This window comes from Streptomyces sp. NPDC049879 (assembly GCF_044461265.1).
GTDB lineage: Bacteria > Actinomycetota > Actinomycetes > Streptomycetales > Streptomycetaceae > Streptomyces.
Genome location: NZ_JBITKT010000008.1, coordinates 29907 through 46859, shown reverse-complemented (window position 1 = coordinate 46859; position 16953 = coordinate 29907). Strand labels below are relative to the sequence as shown.

At 75.4% G+C, this 16953-nt stretch carries 8 protein-coding genes; 1 reads left to right on the top strand and 7 read right to left on the bottom strand.

The window, feature by feature from the left end:
- Positions 1-77 precede the first annotated feature (77 nt).
- The 5 genes from ACIBPC_RS25120 to ACIBPC_RS25100 form a co-directional block, all read right to left on the bottom strand.
- On the bottom strand, positions 78-1874 hold the full coding sequence (locus tag ACIBPC_RS25120) for a hypothetical protein (protein ID WP_398847720.1): 1797 nt from the start codon (positions 1872-1874) through the stop codon (positions 78-80).
- Positions 1871-2932, bottom strand: coding sequence for a MoxR family ATPase (locus ACIBPC_RS25115; protein WP_362967121.1), 1062 nt, complete (start codon positions 2930-2932; stop codon positions 1871-1873). Before ACIBPC_RS25115 ends, ACIBPC_RS25120 begins: the two co-directional genes overlap by 4 nt.
- 173 nt (positions 2933-3105) lie before the next feature.
- Positions 3106-3666, bottom strand: a complete 561-nt coding sequence (locus ACIBPC_RS25110) for a snapalysin family zinc-dependent metalloprotease (protein ID WP_362967119.1) — start codon at positions 3664-3666, stop codon at positions 3106-3108.
- Positions 3667-3838: 172 nt separating this feature from the next.
- Positions 3839-6883 carry an alpha-mannosidase gene (locus tag ACIBPC_RS25105; protein WP_398847718.1) on the bottom strand — a complete coding sequence of 1015 codons (3045 nt, stop codon included), beginning with the start codon at positions 6881-6883 and terminating at the stop codon, positions 3839-3841.
- Between the two features lie 157 nt (positions 6884-7040).
- A complete protein-coding gene (locus ACIBPC_RS25100) occupies positions 7041-9209 on the bottom strand; it encodes an ROK family protein (protein WP_398847716.1) in 2169 nt (722 codons plus the stop codon).
- 331 nt (positions 9210-9540) lie between these two features.
- Between ACIBPC_RS25100 and ACIBPC_RS25095 the strand changes: the two genes are divergently transcribed.
- Positions 9541-13449, top strand: coding sequence for a discoidin domain-containing protein (locus ACIBPC_RS25095; protein WP_398847714.1), 3909 nt, complete (start codon positions 9541-9543; stop codon positions 13447-13449).
- A 557-nt stretch (positions 13450-14006) separates the two neighbouring features.
- Here the strand turns inward: ACIBPC_RS25095 and ACIBPC_RS25090 are convergent.
- A complete protein-coding gene (locus tag ACIBPC_RS25090; RefSeq protein WP_398847713.1) occupies positions 14007-15239 on the bottom strand; it encodes a glycosyltransferase in 1233 nt (410 codons plus the stop codon).
- A 98-nt stretch (positions 15240-15337) separates the two neighbouring features.
- A complete protein-coding gene (locus ACIBPC_RS25085) occupies positions 15338-16930 on the bottom strand; it encodes an amidohydrolase family protein (protein WP_398847711.1) in 1593 nt (530 codons plus the stop codon).
- Between the last annotated feature and the right edge of the window lie 23 nt (positions 16931-16953).

Sequence of the window (16953 nt, the reverse complement as noted above, 5' to 3'; positions counted from 1 at the left end):
GCGCGCCGGAGCCGCGGGCGCACCGGGCCGCTCCGACGGGCCCCCACGCGCCTCCCGACCGCTCCCGCGAGCCCCCGTCAGCGCACGGAGAACACGGGCCCCCGGGGCGCGAACGGCAGCCGGGCGCCGCGCGGGACGAGGAACGCGTGCGTGCGCCGGACGCGCAGCGGCTCGCACTCCCCGTCGGTGATGACGAGCACCGGCGCGTCCTCCGGGAAGTCGTCGGCGCCCAGCAGCAGGTCGACCGCCGGCTGGAGGACGGTGCCGCCCCGCCCGTGCACGCGGACACGGCCGGTGAGGTCCGCGACCGGCACGTACCCCGCGTCGTGCGGGGCCGCGTCGCAGTGCACGACGCGCGCCGACGGGACGTCACGCGACTGCGCGAACGACGCGATGGCCCCCAGCGCCTTGCCGATCAGCACGCGGTCCATCGAGGCCGACGTGTCGAGCACCACCCCGAACGTGCAGCGCGGCACATCCTCCGTCGGCAGGTAGCGGCCCGCGCGCGGGATGTCGGGGGTGGACGCCTGGCGGCGCGACGGGCGCGCGTACGTGCGCACCGGCTCCGGCCTCGGCACGAACTCGTCGAACCACCGCGCCAGTTGCGCGTCCCAGGGGATGGGCGGGTGGCTGAGCGCGGTGATCTCCTGGACGAGTCCTGCGGGCAGCAGGCCGCGCCCCTTCCGCCGGTGGAGGTCGAGCCCCTGGGTGAGGCCGCGCCGGTAGAACTCGTCCAGGTCCACGTACGCGCGCGGCGGCGTGAGCGGCGCGCCCAGCAGGTCGCAGGCGCCCTTGCCGCGCAGGGTGCCGAGCCGCCGCAGGCGCCGCAGGTCACCGGCGATCCGGTCGTACACCTCCTCGGCGGACAGGCCGCGCAGCGCGGGGTCGTGCAGCAGCCCGTCCGGCATCAGGCCGACCTGCATCTGGACGAGCCAGTCGTTGACCACGTAGTCGCAGGCCACGTTGAACAGGTACGGGTCGCGCATGCCGCGGCGGTCGCCGTGGCGCAGGGCGGCGTGCAGCATCTCGTGCGCCAGGACGAAGCGCCACTCCTCGTCCTCCAGCGCGCGGTCCGGGTTGACGTAGATCTCGCCCGCGCCCGTGTCGACCGCCGCGACGGAGATGCCGTGCGCCCTGGCCAGCTCCCGGTCGGCCACGAGCCGCATCCCGGCCGCGATGCCGCCGAGCAGCGGGTAGGAGGCGACGAACCAGTCCAGCGCGCGCTGCCACGGCGCGGGCGCCGCGCCGGGCCCGCCGCCCGGGGCGCGGCGGCCGCCCGCCAGGTCCACGGCCTCGGCGACCGCGCGGCTCAGTGCGGCGGCGAACACCCGCTCCCAGTCCGTGGGCCGCGACCACTTGTCGTCCCAGGGCACGAGCAGCTGGTCGGGGGATTCGCCCGCCGTCCCGCAGGCGGCGTACGCGGCGGGGAGGCCGTCGCGGCGCCAGCGGGCGGCCAGTTCCTCCTCGTCGCCGCCCGGGTACGCGGCGGGCGCGTCGGCCGGGACCAGCGCCCCGGCGAACGTCACCAGGAAGCGGTTGACCACTGTGCAGCGCGCGGCGACGAGGAAACGGTCCGGCTGTTCGCGCGGTCCGGCGGCGGCGGGCAGGTGCCCGAAGCCGAGGTGCAGGAGCGCGTGGGAGACGGCCCAGGCCCACTGCTCCGGCAGGGCGCGGCGGCGGGGATGCGAGTGGAGGCGGCCCAGGGAGTCGGCGCGGATCAGGCCGCCGCGCGGCGTCACGGGGCAGTCCGCCTCCCGGCACGCCGTGAAGCGCAGACCGGCGAGCACCGGGCTGACGAGCGCCACGCCCGCCTCGTACGCCTCGGCGGCCGCGTCCGCGTCGCGGTCGCGCGCCGCCTTGCCGCGGCGGCTCACCGGCGCGCCTCGACCAGCCGCGGCAGGTCGCGGGCGGCCTCGATGACGAACCAGGAGGGCAGCACCGGGTTGCCGTCCTCGTCGTCGGCCAGGACCGTCTGGGCCACCTCGACGGAGATCTCGGCGAGCTGCACCAGCAGCGCCTTGGCGCGGTACGCCGTCTCCCGGCCCGCCGCCGACGCGTACCCCTTCTCGGCGGGCAGCTCCTTGACCAGGCGGCCGCGGAACGCGTCGGCGAGGTAGTACAGCAGGTCGCGGTCCTCCACGCGGCGGGGCCAGGACGCGTCGCCCTTCAGGATGGCCTCGATGCCGTACGCGTGCCGGACGATCTTGACGTAGCCGCAGAACGCCGTGGCGTGCGCGGGCGTCAGGGTGCCGTGGGCCAGGACCTTCAGGGTCTCCTCGTCCAGGTCCCGGCCGAAGGAGTGCAGGGCGTCCGAGAGCATGTGCCAGGAGCGGGGCGTGGAGAACGGCTCCTCGGTCCGCGGGGGCTTCGACCACAGGTGGTCGGGCCGGTCGGTCAGGTGGTCGGTGATCCAGGGGTGGATGCCGTGCTCGCCCGCCCAGACCAGCCAGTCCTCGGCCGAGGCGGTGAGGTGGACGTGCGTCAGACGGTTGACCAGGGCGGACGCGATCGGCCTGGCCAGGGCGTTGTCGGTGGCGCGGTTGCCCGCGCCGATGACGAGGGAGCCGTCGGGCAGCGTGTAGTCGCCGATGCGGCGGTCGAGGATCAGCGAGTAGAACGCCTTCTGCACGTCGGGCGTCGCCGCGTTCAGCTCGTCGAGGAAGAGGACGTACGGCTCGTCGCGCGCGATGGCGGCGGGCGGGCAGAACACCGAGCGGCCGTCCCGGATCTGGGGGACGCCGATCAGGTCCTCGGGCGCGAGCTGGGTGCCCAGCAGGCTGACGCACTCGAGACCGAGCGAGTCGGCGAACGACCGCACCAGGGACGACTTGCCGATGCCGGGCGCGCCCCACAGGAACACCGGCCGCACGGTGGCGAGTCCGAGCAGCAGCTCGGGTATCCGGGCGGGGGTGACGGTGACGGCTGCCTGCACGCGGGGCTCCTGGGTGCGGTACGGCGGGGTGCGCCGTGGCCGGGGCGCGCGGGTGCGCGGCCGGTGACGGGACGTGGTGGCGGCAGCAGTGTAGGTGCGCCCGGAGCCGGGGGCACCTGGATTCCCGCCCGCCGCGTCGCCGTACGGGCGCGGTGGCGCGCGCCCCGGTCCCGTCAGCGCGCGGCGGCGGCGGGCGCGGCGAGGGCCGTCGCGAAGTCGTCTTCGACCCAGGCGCGTTCCTGGGCGTTGGGGTAGATGTTGGTGCAGGAGACGCCGCCGGTGGAGCCGGACATCAGGCTGGAGCAGGGGCCGGGCTTGAGGTCGGGCAGCCCGAGGATGTGCCCGAGTTCGTGGGCGGCGATGCGGACGGTGTGGTAGCCCTCGTTCACGGCCTGGCGGCCCATCCAGACGGTGCCGTTGCCCAGGCTCGTGGTCTGGGCGCGGGGCCAGCCGTTGTCGGCGACGATCCGGATGTTGGCGCGGCGGCCGGGGGCGACCGGCTCCAGGCGGACGTTGGACACCGAGGAGTTCCAGACGGCGGCGCCGCTGGCGACGGCGCCCGCGAACTCGGCGGAGCCGCTCGCGTCGTAGGTGAGGACGACCGCGGCCGCGGACACGTCGCCGGTGGGCGCCGCCTCCGCGGCCTGCGCGGTCCCGGTGAGGGAGGCGCCGAGGACGACGGCGGCGGTCGCGAGGGCGCGGGTGGTGGTGCGGAAGGAGGTGCGGGACGGCATGAGCTGCCTCCGTGGGGGTGGGGGAGGGGACCCGCCCGGCCATGGCCCGTGCGTCATGACCATGACACGTCGGGTGACGACAGGATGACCCTGCCCAGCCCGTGGCCCTCCCAATCCGGTGGCGAGGACGGCTCGCCACCGGACCGGGAGGGGGCCCTGCGGGAGGAGGGCGCTATGCCCCCGGCGTCAGCCGCACCGTCACGATCTGGAACGGACGCAGCGTCAGCCGCCCGCCGTCCACCGCGGGCGCGTCCGGCAGGGGGCGTTCCAGCAGGTCGGTGAGCACCGCCCCGGCCAGCGGGAAGCCCGCCGCCAGGGTGGTCACGGCCCGGCCGCCCAGCGACTCGAAGAGCCGCACGACCACGTCGCCGCTCCCGTCGTCGGCCAGCTTCACCGCCTCGACCACCACCGCCTCGTGGTCCACCGACACCAGCGGCGCCACCGACGCCGCCGAGCCGGGCACCCGGCGCTCGGGGAGGTTGAACGCGTAGCCCTCCCGGATCGCGTCGCCCAGCGTCGCGCCCACCACCAGCGCGTACCGCAGCCGGTGCGTGCCCAGGTCGGCCTCCGGGTCGGGGAACCGCGCCCCGCGCAGCAGCGACAGGCGGACCGTGGTCGTCGTGCCGCCGTCCTCGCGGACGTCGCGCGTGATCTCGTGCCCGTACGTCGAGTCGTTGACCACCGCCATGCCCCAGCCCGGCTCCGCCACGTGCAGCCAGCGGTGCGCGCAGAACTCGAACTTGGCCGCCTCCCAGCTGGTGTTGGAGTGGGTGGGCCGCTGGGTGTGGCCGAACTGGATCTCGCCGCGCGAGTGGTCGGCCCGCAGGTCGAGCGGGAACGCGGCCTTCAGGAGCCGTTCGCGCTCCCGCCAGTCCACCTCGGTGTCGATGTCGAGACGGCGGGCGCCCGGCAACAGGGTGAGGGTCTGCGTGACGGTGGACGAGCCGACCGTCCGCACCACCCGCACGCCGCCGTCCACGGCGGTGACCTCGTCGGCCTCGGTGAGGTCGGTGACCGTGTTGCGGTAGAAGACGTCGACGTCCCAGGCGTCCCACTGGTTGGGGAAGTCCTGGTGCAGCTGGAGCAGGTTGGCACTGCCGCCGGGCGGGAGTGCCTCGCGCTCTTCGGTGAGGTCGAACACCGAGGTGACCAGGCCGCGTTCGTCCACCTGTACGCGCAGCAGGCCGTTGTCGAGCACCAGCGGCCCGCCGGGCGCGGACGCCGCGGGCACCGGCTCGGGCGCGGGCTCGGCGCCGAGGGCGGGGACGCCGCCACGGGCGTACGGCGCGGCGTTGAACACCAGCGCGGCGCCGTCCGCGTCCGCCGGACCCGCCAGCGCGCGCTGCGCCTCGTCCACCAGCGCCGTCAGCTCGGCCGTCACACGGGCGTACGTCTCCTCCGCCTCCCGGTGCACCCAGGCGATGGACGAGCCGGGCAGGATGTCGTGGAACTGGTGGGTGAGCACCGTCTTCCACAGCCGGTCCAGCTGCGCGTACGGGTACGCGGCGCCGGTGCGCACGGTTGCCGTCGCGCACCACAACTCGGCCTCGCGCAGCAGGTGTTCGCTGCGGCGGTTGCCCTGCTTGGTCTTGAGCTGGCTGGTCAGGGTGCCCCGGTGCAGCTCCAGGTACAGCTCGCCCGACCAGACCGGGGCCTTCGCGCCGTACTCCGCGTGCGCCTTCTCGAAGAAGTCCGCCGGCTTCTCGATGTCCACCCGGGGCGAGCCCGCCAGGTCGGCGAGCCGGGCCGCCCGGCCCAGCATCTCGCGGGTGGGACCGCCGCCGCCGTCGCCGTAGCCGAACGGCACCAGGGAGCGCCCGGCCGGGCCCTTCTCCTTGAAGTTCCGCTCGGCGTGCGCGAGTTCGGCGCCGGACAGCTCGGCGTTGTACGTGTCGACCGGCGGGAAGTGGCTGAAGATCCGGGTGCCGTCGATGCCCTCCCACCAGAACGTGTGGTGCGGGAAGGAGTTCGTCGTGTTCCACGAGATCTTCTGGGTGAGGAACCAGCGGACCCCGGCCAGCTTCATCAGCTGCGGCAGCGCCGCGTTGTAGCCGAACGTGTCCGGCAGCCACATCTCCTCGGTCTCGGTGCCGAACTCCTCCAGGTAGAACCGCTTCCCGTGCACGAACTGGCGCACCAGCGACTCGCCGCCCGTGATGTTGGTGTCCGGCTCCACCCACAGGCTGCCGGTGGGCAGGAACTGCCCGGCGGCGGCCTTCTCGGCCGCACGCGCGAAGAGCTCGGGCCGGTGCTCCTTGAGCCAGGCGAGCTGCTGCGCCTGCGACATGACGAACCGGTACTCCGGGTGTTCGTCCATGAGGTTGACCGCGTTGGCCACCGTCCGGGTCACCTTGCGGACGGTCTCGCGCAGCGGCCACAGCCAGGCGGTGTCGATGTGCGCGTGGCCCACGGCGGATATCCGGTGGGCGGAGTCCCCCGCGCGCTCGGCCAGCAGCGGCGCCAGGAGTGCGCGCGCGGCGGCGGCCGTACCGGCGATGTCGTGCAGGTCCACGGCGTCGAGCGCGGCCTCCACGCCGTCGAGCACCTGCCAGCGGCGCGTCGAGTCGGCGGGCAGCTCGGTGATCAGGCCGTGCAGCACGTCGAAGTCCTGCGCCAGCTCCCAGACCCCCGGCTCGAAGACGGTCAGCTCGGCGCGCGCCAGCCGGTACAGCGGCTCGTCCGCGGCGGTGGCCCCGCCGTCCTCGAGCCAGGCGGCGCGGTCGCCGCGCCTGGTGGGCAGGAACGGCACGCCGCCGGGGCCGTCGTCGAGGATCAGCGGGTTGGCGGCGGCCTCGATCCAGTACGTGAACTCCTCGCCGCCCTCGGCGGACTCCGCCACGGTCAGCCAGCCGTTGCGCGGATTGAGGGCCTTGACGACCGAGCCGTCCGCCCGGTGCACCAGGCCCTCGGCGGCGAACCCCGGCTTGGTGGCGTCGAAGCCCAGGTCGAGCACGGCCTCCACCCGCCGCCCGGCCCACGCGGCGGGCACCGTGCCGCTGATCCGGAACCAGCAGGTGGACCACGCGGGCCCCCACCGGTGGCCGGGCCGCACCGGCTCGTACGACGCGGCCAGCGCCTCGGCGGCCGGGACGGGCTCGCCGGGCACGGTCCAGGCGGCCACGTCCAGGGCGACGGCGTCCGCGTGGACGGCGGGGACGATGCGTTGGGTGAGCACTCGGTGAAGGCGTCGTTCGATGAGCGCGGGATCGCGATGCATGCCGATTATGAAAATCCAATGGATGGATTAAGTCAATGCGGCCTGCTCGACCCGTGTACGGCAAGGGCTTACCGGGGCAGCGAACAGGGGCGCGTCCCCACCGGAGGGAAGCGTTTTAATTGCCGCTCCAGGGACGGAGCCCGGAACGGAGCGCGCCTCATCCCGCCGCGAAGCCGCCCGCCCCGCCCCGCGCGTGCGTGCGCAGCCGCGGCACGAAGGAGGCGTGGAAGACCCCGGACGCCGCCCCCATCGCGGCGGCCGACTCGTTCAGCAGCGAGTGCGCCACGTGCACCCGCCGGAGACTGCGCGCGACCGGGAACCGGTTCACGGCGGCGGCGATCTCCGTCAGGTACAGGTCCGCCACCTGCGCGGGCACGGCCGGTCCGCCGACCACCAGCGTCGTCGTGTCCAGCAGGTCGACCACGCCGATCGCGCCCTGCGCCACCACCCGCGCGACCTCCCGCACGGCGCGCACCGCCCGCGGGTCGCCCGCCGCCGCGGCGGCGCACACCCGCCCGTACGACCCCGGCCGCCGCGGCACGTCGAGCCCGGCCGCCACCGCCTTGTCCACCACCGCCGACATCGGCGCGCACTCGGCCACCATCGCCGGGCCGCCCTCCGGCGTGAACCGCCCGACCGCCAGCGCGCACAACTGCCCGAACTCGCCCGCGTTCCCCGTCCGCCCCCGGTACACGTCGCCGTTGAGGAACGCGCCGCAGCCCGCGCCCGTGCCCAGGTAGAGGTAGACGAAGTCGCCCGCGCGCTCCGCCGCGCCGATCCAGCGCTCGCCGATGGCCGCCGCGGTGGCGTCCTTCTCGACCGTCACCGGCACGCCGAGGCGCGCCGTGAGCGCGGCCCGCAGCGGCACGTCCCGCCAGCCGTCGAACAGCGGCGGGTCCAGGATCACCCCGGCGTCCGCGTCCAGCGGCCCCGGCACCGAGACACCCGCCCCGAGCAGCGTCCCCGCGCCGAACCCCGACGCCGCGACGGCCTCCCGCGCCATCGCGGCGATCCGGCCGATCACCCACTCGGGATCGCTGCGCCCGCGCAGCGGCAGCTGCCGCTGGTCCACCACCCCGCCGCACAGGTCCACCAGCACCTGCGTGACCATCTCCGGGTCGAGGTGGATGCCCACGGCGCAGGCGGCGTCCGCGCGCAGCCGCAGCGGCACCCGCGGCTTGCCCTTGCCCCCGGGCCGGTGGACGTCCTCCACCAGGAACCGCTCGGTCAGCAGGTTGCGCGTGATCCGGGAGACGGCCTGCGGCGTCAGGCCCGTGCGCCGCGCGATCTCCACCCGGCTCAGCGCGCCCGCCTCGCGGATCGACTCGATGACCAGCTTCTCGTTGAACGAGCCGAGCGCCGGCTGGTCGAACGCGCGGGGCGCGCGCGGCGGCGGCTCCGGCGCGTCGGCCTCCCCCGGGCGCTGCCACCGCGCCGCCCCCGCGCGCAGCGCCGCCAGCAGCGACTCCAGCGCCGGGCGGGCGGCGCGGGGGCGGCCGAGCAGTTCGAGCAGGCAGAGCACCGTCAGGGTGGCGGGCCAGTCCGGGTACTCCTTCGCCCGGTGGACCGTCAGCCCGCCGTCGCCGTCCGGGAGTCCGGTGACGCGGCGGTGGGGGTCCCACAGGAGGAGGTGCAGCGGTCCGGCGCCGGGCCGCGCCCGGCGCACCGACTCCACCAGCTCCGCCGGACCGGCGGTGTCCCCGTCGGCCGCGCCGGAGGGGCCGCCCCGCGCCCCGGCCGTCACCGCGCCGAGCGCGGCGGCGAACGCCCGCCGTTCGTCGGCGGGGGCGGCGGCCGCGTCACGGACGGGCTCGGCCGTGCTCTCGGCGAGCAGCACGGCGGCCGCCCCGCCGCCCCGCCACAGGCCGAGCAGCACCGGCCGGTGGCAGGCCAGCGGCGGCGTCAGGGGCAGGGCGACCGGCGCGAGGCGTTCGCCGCCGACGCCCCAGCGCCGCCACACGCCGCCGAGCGCCGTGTGGGAGATGCCCAGGTGGTCGGCGAGGGCGCGCGCCGACCAGGCGCGGCGCGGCGGGGGAGGGCCCGCCAGCGTCGCGGCGACGACGGCCGCCTCGTCGATCCGCGGCGGCCGGCCCGTGCGCGGCCGGTGTTCGAGGCCGGACAGGCCCTGGGCCGCGTAGCGGTTGCGCCAGGAGGTGACGGTGGGCCGGGAGACCCCGAGGGCGCGGGCGCTCTCCGAGACGGAGACGCCCCGGGCGGCGTCCAGCACGATCCGCGCGCGGACGGACCGGTCGGGCCCGGCCTCCGACCAGGCGAGGAGCGCCTCGCGGTCGGCTCCGGAGAGCGGCAGTTCCTGGTGGTCACGCATGGGCACATCCAACACCCACGCCCGGACTGTAAAGCCACTACGTGTCCCATCCGGACGTGTATCGCTGCACGGTAAGTCTCCTGCAGGTCCCCGAAGGGCCCCATGTGGCGCATGGTAGCGCCGAGTTCGGACCGATTTCCCGCTCCCGGAGCATTGACTTAGTCAATCCATTGGATTTACATGACCCCCGTCACGGCGCTTCGAAGGGGACCGCATGACCGTTCGCGACCGGCCGCCACCACCGCATCCCGCCGGACGACCGGCACGCCCCGCACCCGCGCCTCACGCACTCTCCGCCTGAGCCCGCCCCGTTCCTACCGGGAGGTAGACCGTGCATTCCCCGCCCACGCCCACCACGGGACCGCCCAGATCGCGCGCCACCACGATCCTGGTGCTGCTGCTGTCCCTGGTGCTCGTCCCCGCACTGCCCGCCGCGCACGCCGCGCCGCCACCCGTCGGCCAGCTGATGTACCCCCAGGGACTCGGCGCCGACCTCGGCGAGGAGCCGCGCACCCTGGGCATCGACGCCTCGGCGGGCCAGGACCCCGCCGGACTGCGCACCGGTGAGCTGGACGGCCGCGGCTTCTGGGCCACCGACGCCGCCGCGGGAACGGGCGAGCTGGCGTTCGCGTTCGACGAGGACTGGCTCACCGACCTGCCGGGCGGCAGCCTGCTCGGCGCCAGCGTCACCTACCGCGACGCGGGCGACGGCGACCTCGTGCTGACCGCGGGGGACGCCGTCCAGCGGATCGCCCTCACCGGCTCCGACACGTGGCGCACCGCCGCCATCGAGGTCCCGGCCGCCGGTGCCCCGGGGCTCGTCCTCACCGGCGAACAGGACGGCGAGGCCGCCGACATCACCGTCACGGCCCTGCGCGTCAGCGCCGTCGGCGCGTCGGCCCGCCTGGGCGCCTCCCTCGACACCAGGGCCCTGTCCGTCCGCGCGGGCGACAACCCCGACGCGCTGGTCACCGGCTCGCACGACGGGCGCGGCTTCTGGCGCACCGACCAGGCGGGCGGCACCGGCTTCTTCTACGCGAGCGTGGACGACACGTACGCGTACGACCACACGGGCCCGGTCCTCGTCAGCGTCGACTACCTGGACGAGGGCACCGGCGGCTTCCTGCTGCACTACGACTCCCCGGGCGACGAGCTGATCGACCGCTTCCGGCCCACCCAGGTCGTACCGCTGACCGGCTCGGGCGAGTGGCGCACCCACACGTTCGCCCTGGACGACGCGATCCTCACCAACCGCTCCAACGGCGCGGACTTCCGGGTCGCCGCCGAGGGCGGCGACGTGAGCGTGGCCGCCCTGCGCGTCACCGCGCTCGCCGCCGCGCTGGAGCCCGCCGCCGGGCTCGACCGCTTCGTCGATACGGCGCGCCGCACCCTGGACGCCGCCCGCGAGGGCGACCGCGACGGGCAGTACCCCGCGGGCGCCAAGGACGACCTGGCCGCCGCCATCGCGGCCGCCGCCGAGACCGCCGGGCAGGACGACCTGACCGGCGAACAGGCCAAGGCCGCCCTCGCCGCCCTGCGCGAGGCGCTCGTCACCTTCGAGTCCCTCGTCGTGGACACGAACCTCGCGGGCGGCGCCACCGCGACCGCGAGCAGCGGCGGCGACCCGGCCGCCGCCGTGGACGGCGACCCCGGCACCGCCTGGGTCAGCGGCACCGGCGGCGACGGCGAGTGGCTGACCCTCGACCTCGGCCGCAACCGGCGGATCAACGACGTACGGGTCACCTTCGGTGCGCGCCTGTCCACCGCGTTCGAGGTCCAGGTCTCCACCAACGGCCGGAACTTCCGCACCGTCAGACTCGCCGGCGGCACCGAGCCCAACCGCGAAGTCCGCCTGCGCCTCGACACCGTCCAGGCCCGGTACGTGCGCCTCGCCCTGACCGGCTACATGGAGGCGGCCGATACCCAGACGGTCTCCGAGGTCGAGATCCGGCAGGAACGCACCGTCACCCCGCGCCCCCGCCTGGTGGACACCCGCCACTCCTCCGAGGGCTGGATCGTCGCCGACTTCGACGCCCGCCGCTACGGCGCCGACCCCACCGGCCGCGCCGACTCCACCGCCGCCATCCAGCAGGCCATCTACGACTGCTACGACGCGGGCGGCGGCACCGTCTGGCTCCCCGCCGGGACGTACCGCGTCACCGACACCGTCGAGGTCTTCGCGTTCTGCACCCTGCGCGGCGACCGCCGCGACCCCGACACCCGCGGCAGCGACTACGGCACCGTCGTCACCGCCGACCTCCCGCCGGGCGACGAGGGACCGGTCCTCTTCCGCATCGGCGGCAGCGCCGGGGTCTCCGGCCTGACCACGTACTACCCGGAGCAGGACGCCGCCGACCCGGTCCCCTACAACTACACGTTCCAGATCCCGGGGCGCGCCTGGGCCAGCGACGAGAACTACATGATGAGCACGGTCTCCGACGTGACCATGCTCAACTCCTACCGGGGCATCGGCCTGAGCACGATGGCCAACGACCGGGGCCAGGCGCCGTCGAGCGGCCAGGTCCACGAGTCGGCCACCGTGCGCAACGTCCGCGGCACCGCGCTGTTCGAAGGCGCCACCGCCTACAACGGCGCCGACGTCGGCACCTGGGAGAACATCGTCTTCGACAACTCCTACTGGGCCGACGCCCCCGCCGCCTACGACCCGCCCGCCCGCGCGACCCTGGACGCCTGGACACGCGCCAACGGCACCGGACTCACCCTCGGCGACCTGGAGTGGGACCAGTTCCACCGCGTCAGCGTCTCCGACTACCGCACCGGCATCCACGTCGTACGGGGCCAGCGCGCCGAGTTCACCGGTTCGTTCCTGGAGACGGAGGTCCGCAGGACCGACACGGCGCTCCTGGTCGACGGCATCGACGACCGCTGGGGCATGCAGCTCGCCGACAGCGTGCTGGAGGGCAGCGTCGCCGCCGTGGACAACAACGCGGGCGGCTACGTGAAGCTCACCGGCGTCGAACTGACCGGCGCCGTCGAGGGCACCGTCCACCGGCTCGCCGGCGAACTGCCCGAGCGCCACGAGGTCGAGCCCGCCCCGCAGGCCAGGCGCGGCGTGCTCTACGACGTCGACGCCCCCCACGGCGTGGGCGTCCTGCCCGAACGCGACGCCACCCGCGCCATCCAGGGCGCGCTCGACCGGGCAGGACGCGCCGGGGGCGGCATCGTCTACCTGCGGGCCGGCTGGTACCGCGTGGACGGCCACCTCGACGTCCCGCGCGGCGTCGAACTGCGCGGCGCGTCCGCCGGCCCCAACCGCGACCTGCTCGGCTCCAGCGGCGGCACGGTCCTGATGGCCCGCGAGGGCCGCGGGACCGAGGACGCGGCGACGGCCACGGCGTTCCTCACCCTCTCCGGCAACGGCGCGGGCGTCAGCGGCCTGCGCGTGTTCTACCCGGAGAACAGCGCCGCCCCGGCCGGGAGCGTCGCGGCCTACCCGTACGCGATCCGCGGCGACGCCGACGGCGTGTACGTCGTCAACGTCGGCCTGCCCAACGCCTGGAACGGCGTGGACATGGGCGACAGCGACGACTTCCTCGTCCGCAAGCTGGCCGGCGCCTACTTCAACGCGGGCATCCGCGTCGGCGCGTCCGAGGACGGCCGGATCGAGGGCGTCCTGTCCAACGGCAACGCCACCGCCCGCGTCGGCTACGCGCTCGCCGGATGGGGCCTGGAGTCGAGCATCTTCCCGCAGGTCATCGACCGGTACACCCGGGCGCGGTCCGACCTCGTGACGGTGGACGGCGCGCGCGGCCTCATGCTGCTCGACGTCTTCGGCTACGGCTACCGCAACGGCCTGGTCGTCACCGCGGGCGAGGTGACCGCGCAGAACCTCGGCACCGACAACCTCAACGAGAACGGCGTCGTCGTCAGCGCCGCGGAGGACACCGACGTCACGGCCGTCAACCTGGCCCGCTACAACGGCGCGACCAGCAGCGGACCCGTCCGCCTGGTCAACGTGATGGCCATCAACATGGCCAGCGACCCGGTGCGCGCCGAGGCGGAACCGGCCGCGGGCGGCACCGTCACCCTGGGCGGCCACCAGGTCGAACCGGGACGCTGGGAACGCGGCAGCACCGTGACGGCCACGGCGGAGGCGGCACCGGGGTACCGCTTCGACCACTGGACGGCGGACGGTGAACCCCTGGACGGCGGCGCGTCGCTGACCCTCACGGTCGACGGACCGCTCGACCTCACCGCCCACTTCACCACCACCGGCTGACACCACAGGCCAACCACCCCACCCCCCACCACCGCCCCCTCCCACGCACCCCGGGAGGGGGCGGTGCCCTGCCGGGACACCACCGGAACCAGAGGCAGACCCGCCCAGCCCACCGACCGGACCTCACCGGCTGCGCCACGACCAGCAGGTGTCTTCCGCGGATCGGTCCCGGCGCAAGCATCCCGACTACCCGCGTGGCACCGGCCGTTGACGGGCTGGGCCGCCCCGCACCGGGGCAACTGCACGCCGGACCGGAAACCGGGAGCCCACGCGTCCTGACTGCCCACGCGGCACCGGCCGTTGACGCGGCAGGCCGTCCGGCAGCACTCACCTGTGCGGAGTCGTCGAGGCGGGCGTCGCCGCGCCCGAACTGCCGACATCGCGTCGGCTCCGCCACAACCAGGGCGCGTCGTGCGGGTCTTGTCGCGTCGGACCGCGTTGTCGGATGCGGTGGCCCGCAGCTCGTACTCGCGCGATGCGACAACGCGGCGAGGTTCCTCCGAGCCCAAGTAGGCCTGGGAGGTGCCCCCCACCGCAGGGACGCCGCGGCGCCCGTCTCACATCCGCGCAGGTGCCGACGGCGACGGTACGGCCGCCGTGCGCCGGGCGCGCGCGGCCAGCGCCTCCAGATCGGCGGGCGCCCGCCCGATGTCCGGCAGCGCCAGCACCGCCCGCTGCGCCCGGCGCGCCCGCGCCACCGTGTCCGCGTCGCCGAGCACCCCCTCGAACGCGGCGGCCAGCGCCGCCGGGCGCGTGTCGGTGAGCCGGACCCCGAGCCCCAACTCCTCGACACGCCGCGCGTTGTGCGGCTGATCGCCGAAGTTCGGCAGCACCGCCATCGGCGTGCCGGTGCGGATCGCCTCGCGTACCCCGTTGTACCCCCCATGGTGCACGAACAGGTCGGCGCACTCCAGCAGCAGCGGCTGCGCGATCCGCTCCGCCAGCCTCACGTACGGCCCCGGCTCCACCCCGTTCAGCGGCATGCCGCCCGTCGCGACGACCGCCGCGCACCGCATCCGGGACAGCGCGGCGACGATCGCCGCCAGCGCCCCCGCCGGGTCCGTGATCCCCTCGGGCAGCCGCCCGCCGCCCGTCATGGCGCGCACCATCGGCAGCGCCGTCCCGAAGGCCACGACCACCAGCGGCCGCCCCGCCGGGAGCCGCGCCACCCAGTCGGGCAGCGCCGCCACGCGGTCCACCGCCGTGGTCTGCCGGTACGCGAGCACCGGCGCAGGACGCGCCGCGAACGACCAGTCGGGCGGCAGGAAGTCCAGCCGCCCGTACGGGTACAGCGACGCGGGCCCGTCCCCCGGCGGCAGGCCCAGCCGTTCGCGCGCCCGGTCGAGCGGCGCCAGCAGCGCCGCCGGATCGGCGACGTTCGCGAACCCCGAGGGGATCGGCACCTGCGCGATGCCCAGGCGTTCGGCGAGCAGGCACCCCGCCATGTCCATCCCGTCCCGCACCAGCAGGTCGGGCCGCACCTCGCGCGCCAGCCCGGCCAGGACGTCCCAGGTCGCGGGCAGGTACCGCTCGGCGAGCACGCGCGCCAGCACGTCGATCCGCCCGTCCTCACCCGCGTCCCCCGCTCCCCGCGCCATCTCCTCCCGGTCCATGAAGGGCAGGTGCGGCAGGACGGGGACCACGGTCACGTCGTCGTCCGCGAAGACGGGCGCCACCGGCTCCGTCGCCGCCACGGTCACCGCGTGTCCGGCACCGGCCAGGGCACGCGCCAGGGGCAGCAGCGCCCGCCCGTGCGAGGGCGAACCGACGGCCGTGCACAGGACGCGCATCACTGTTCCTCCGGGCGGGGCGGCGAGTACGCCCGGACTCTGCCCAGCCCCGTCCGCGCCCGACCCGAACCGGCCCCGACATCACCCGAACCGGTGAGTCACCGCGTCACACCGTCGGGTCCCCGCCGCAGCACCCGGCCGGGCAGTGCCCCCGTGTGCCGCCCGCCGTCCATCACCGTCACCCCCGCCACCAGCACGTACGCGATGCCCTCCGCCACCTGCCGCGGCTCCTCGAACGTCGCCGTGTCCCGCACCGTCCCCGGATCGAACAGCACCAGGTCCGCGTGGCAGCCGGGCGCCACCCGCCCCCGTCCCTCAAGACGCAGCCGCCGCGCCGGACGCCCCGTCAGCCGCGCCACGCATTCCTCAAGCCCCAGCACGCCCTCGTCCCGCACGTAGTGCCCGAGGTAGCGCGGGAACGTGCCCCAGGCCCGCGGGTGCGGGCGCTCGGCGGCGAGCAGCCCGTCGCTGCCGCCCATGTGCGCCGGATGCCGCATGATCGCGCGGACGTTCTCCTCGTTCCCCACCAGCTGGAGGATCGTCGTGGACAGCCCGTCCCCGAGCAGCAGCGCCACGAACACGTCGAACGGCGCGCGCCCCGCCTCCGCCGCGAGCCGGTCCACGGTCCTGCCGACCGCCGCCGCGTCGCGCGAACCCGAGATCCGGATCGTGTCCCACTCGACCGGCACCCCGTGGCAGCCGTCCGACCCGTCCACCTCCAGGGCACGCCGTACGCGCGGCAGCGCCGCCGGGTCGCGCAGCCGCGCCAGCGTGGCGTCCGGGCCGCCCTCGGACGCCCAGCTCGGCAGCAGCGCGGCGAGTGTGGTCGAGCCGGGCAGGTACGGATAGGTGTCCAGGGTGACGTCCAGGCCATCGCGCAGGGCGGCGTCGAGCAGCGTGAGCAGTTCGGGCGCACGCCCCCTGTTGACGCCGAAGTTCAGCGTGGCGTGCGTGAGGTGGAGCGCGCAGCCCGAGGCGCGCGCCACCTCGATCATCTGCGCGTACGCGGTGAGCGCCCCCGCGCCGTACGAACGGTGGTGCGGCGCGTAGAAGCCCCCGTGACGCGCCACGACCCGGCACAGCTCGGTCAGTTCGGCGTCGTCCGCGTACATCCCCGGCGCGTACGTCAGCCCGCTCGACATGCCGACCGCGCCCTCCCGCAGCCCGGTGGCGACCAGTTCGCGCTGCCTGTCCAGCTCGGCCGGGGTCGGCGGGCGGTCGTCCCAGCCCATGGCGAGCATCCGCACCGAGCCCTGCGGCACGAGGTAGCAGGCGTTGACGGCGATGCCCGCGTCGAGCCGCCGCAGGTAGCCCGCGACGCTCCGCCAGTCCCACTCCACGCCGGGCGGATCGCCGTTCCACCCGGCGACGGCGCGCCGGATCTGCGGGAGCGTGCGGTCGTCGGCCGGGGCGTACGACAGCCCGTCCTGTCCCAGCACCTCGCACGTGACGCCCTGGCTGACCTTCGCCAGGTGCCCTGGGTCGGTCAGCAGGCCCAGGTCCGAGTGCGCGTGCATGTCGACGAAGCCCGGGCACAGCACCAGGCCCGCCGCGTCGACCACCCGCCGCGCGGCCGGGAACGGGCCGCCGACGTCCTCGATCCTGCCCCCGGTGACCGTCACGTCGGCGACGCGGCCCGGCGCCCCCGTACCGTCGACCACGGTGGCGCCCCTGATCAGGAGATCGGCCATGCCGTCACCGCCCTCTCGTCACC

Coding starts and splice junctions, on each gene's coding strand:
- ACIBPC_RS25105 (WP_398847718.1), bottom strand. CDS start 6,883: ATGCATCGCGATCCCGCGCTCATCGAACGACGCCTTCACCGAGTGCTC.
- ACIBPC_RS25100 (WP_398847716.1), bottom strand. CDS start 9,209: ATGCGTGACCACCAGGAACTGCCGCTCTCCGGAGCCGACCGCGAGGCG.
- ACIBPC_RS25090 (WP_398847713.1), bottom strand. CDS start 15,239: ATGCGCGTCCTGTGCACGGCCGTCGGTTCGCCCTCGCACGGGCGGGCG.
- ACIBPC_RS25085 (WP_398847711.1), bottom strand. CDS start 16,930: ATGGCCGATCTCCTGATCAGGGGCGCCACCGTGGTCGACGGTACGGGG.
- ACIBPC_RS25110 (WP_362967119.1), bottom strand. CDS start 3,666: ATGCCGTCCCGCACCTCCTTCCGCACCACCACCCGCGCCCTCGCGACC.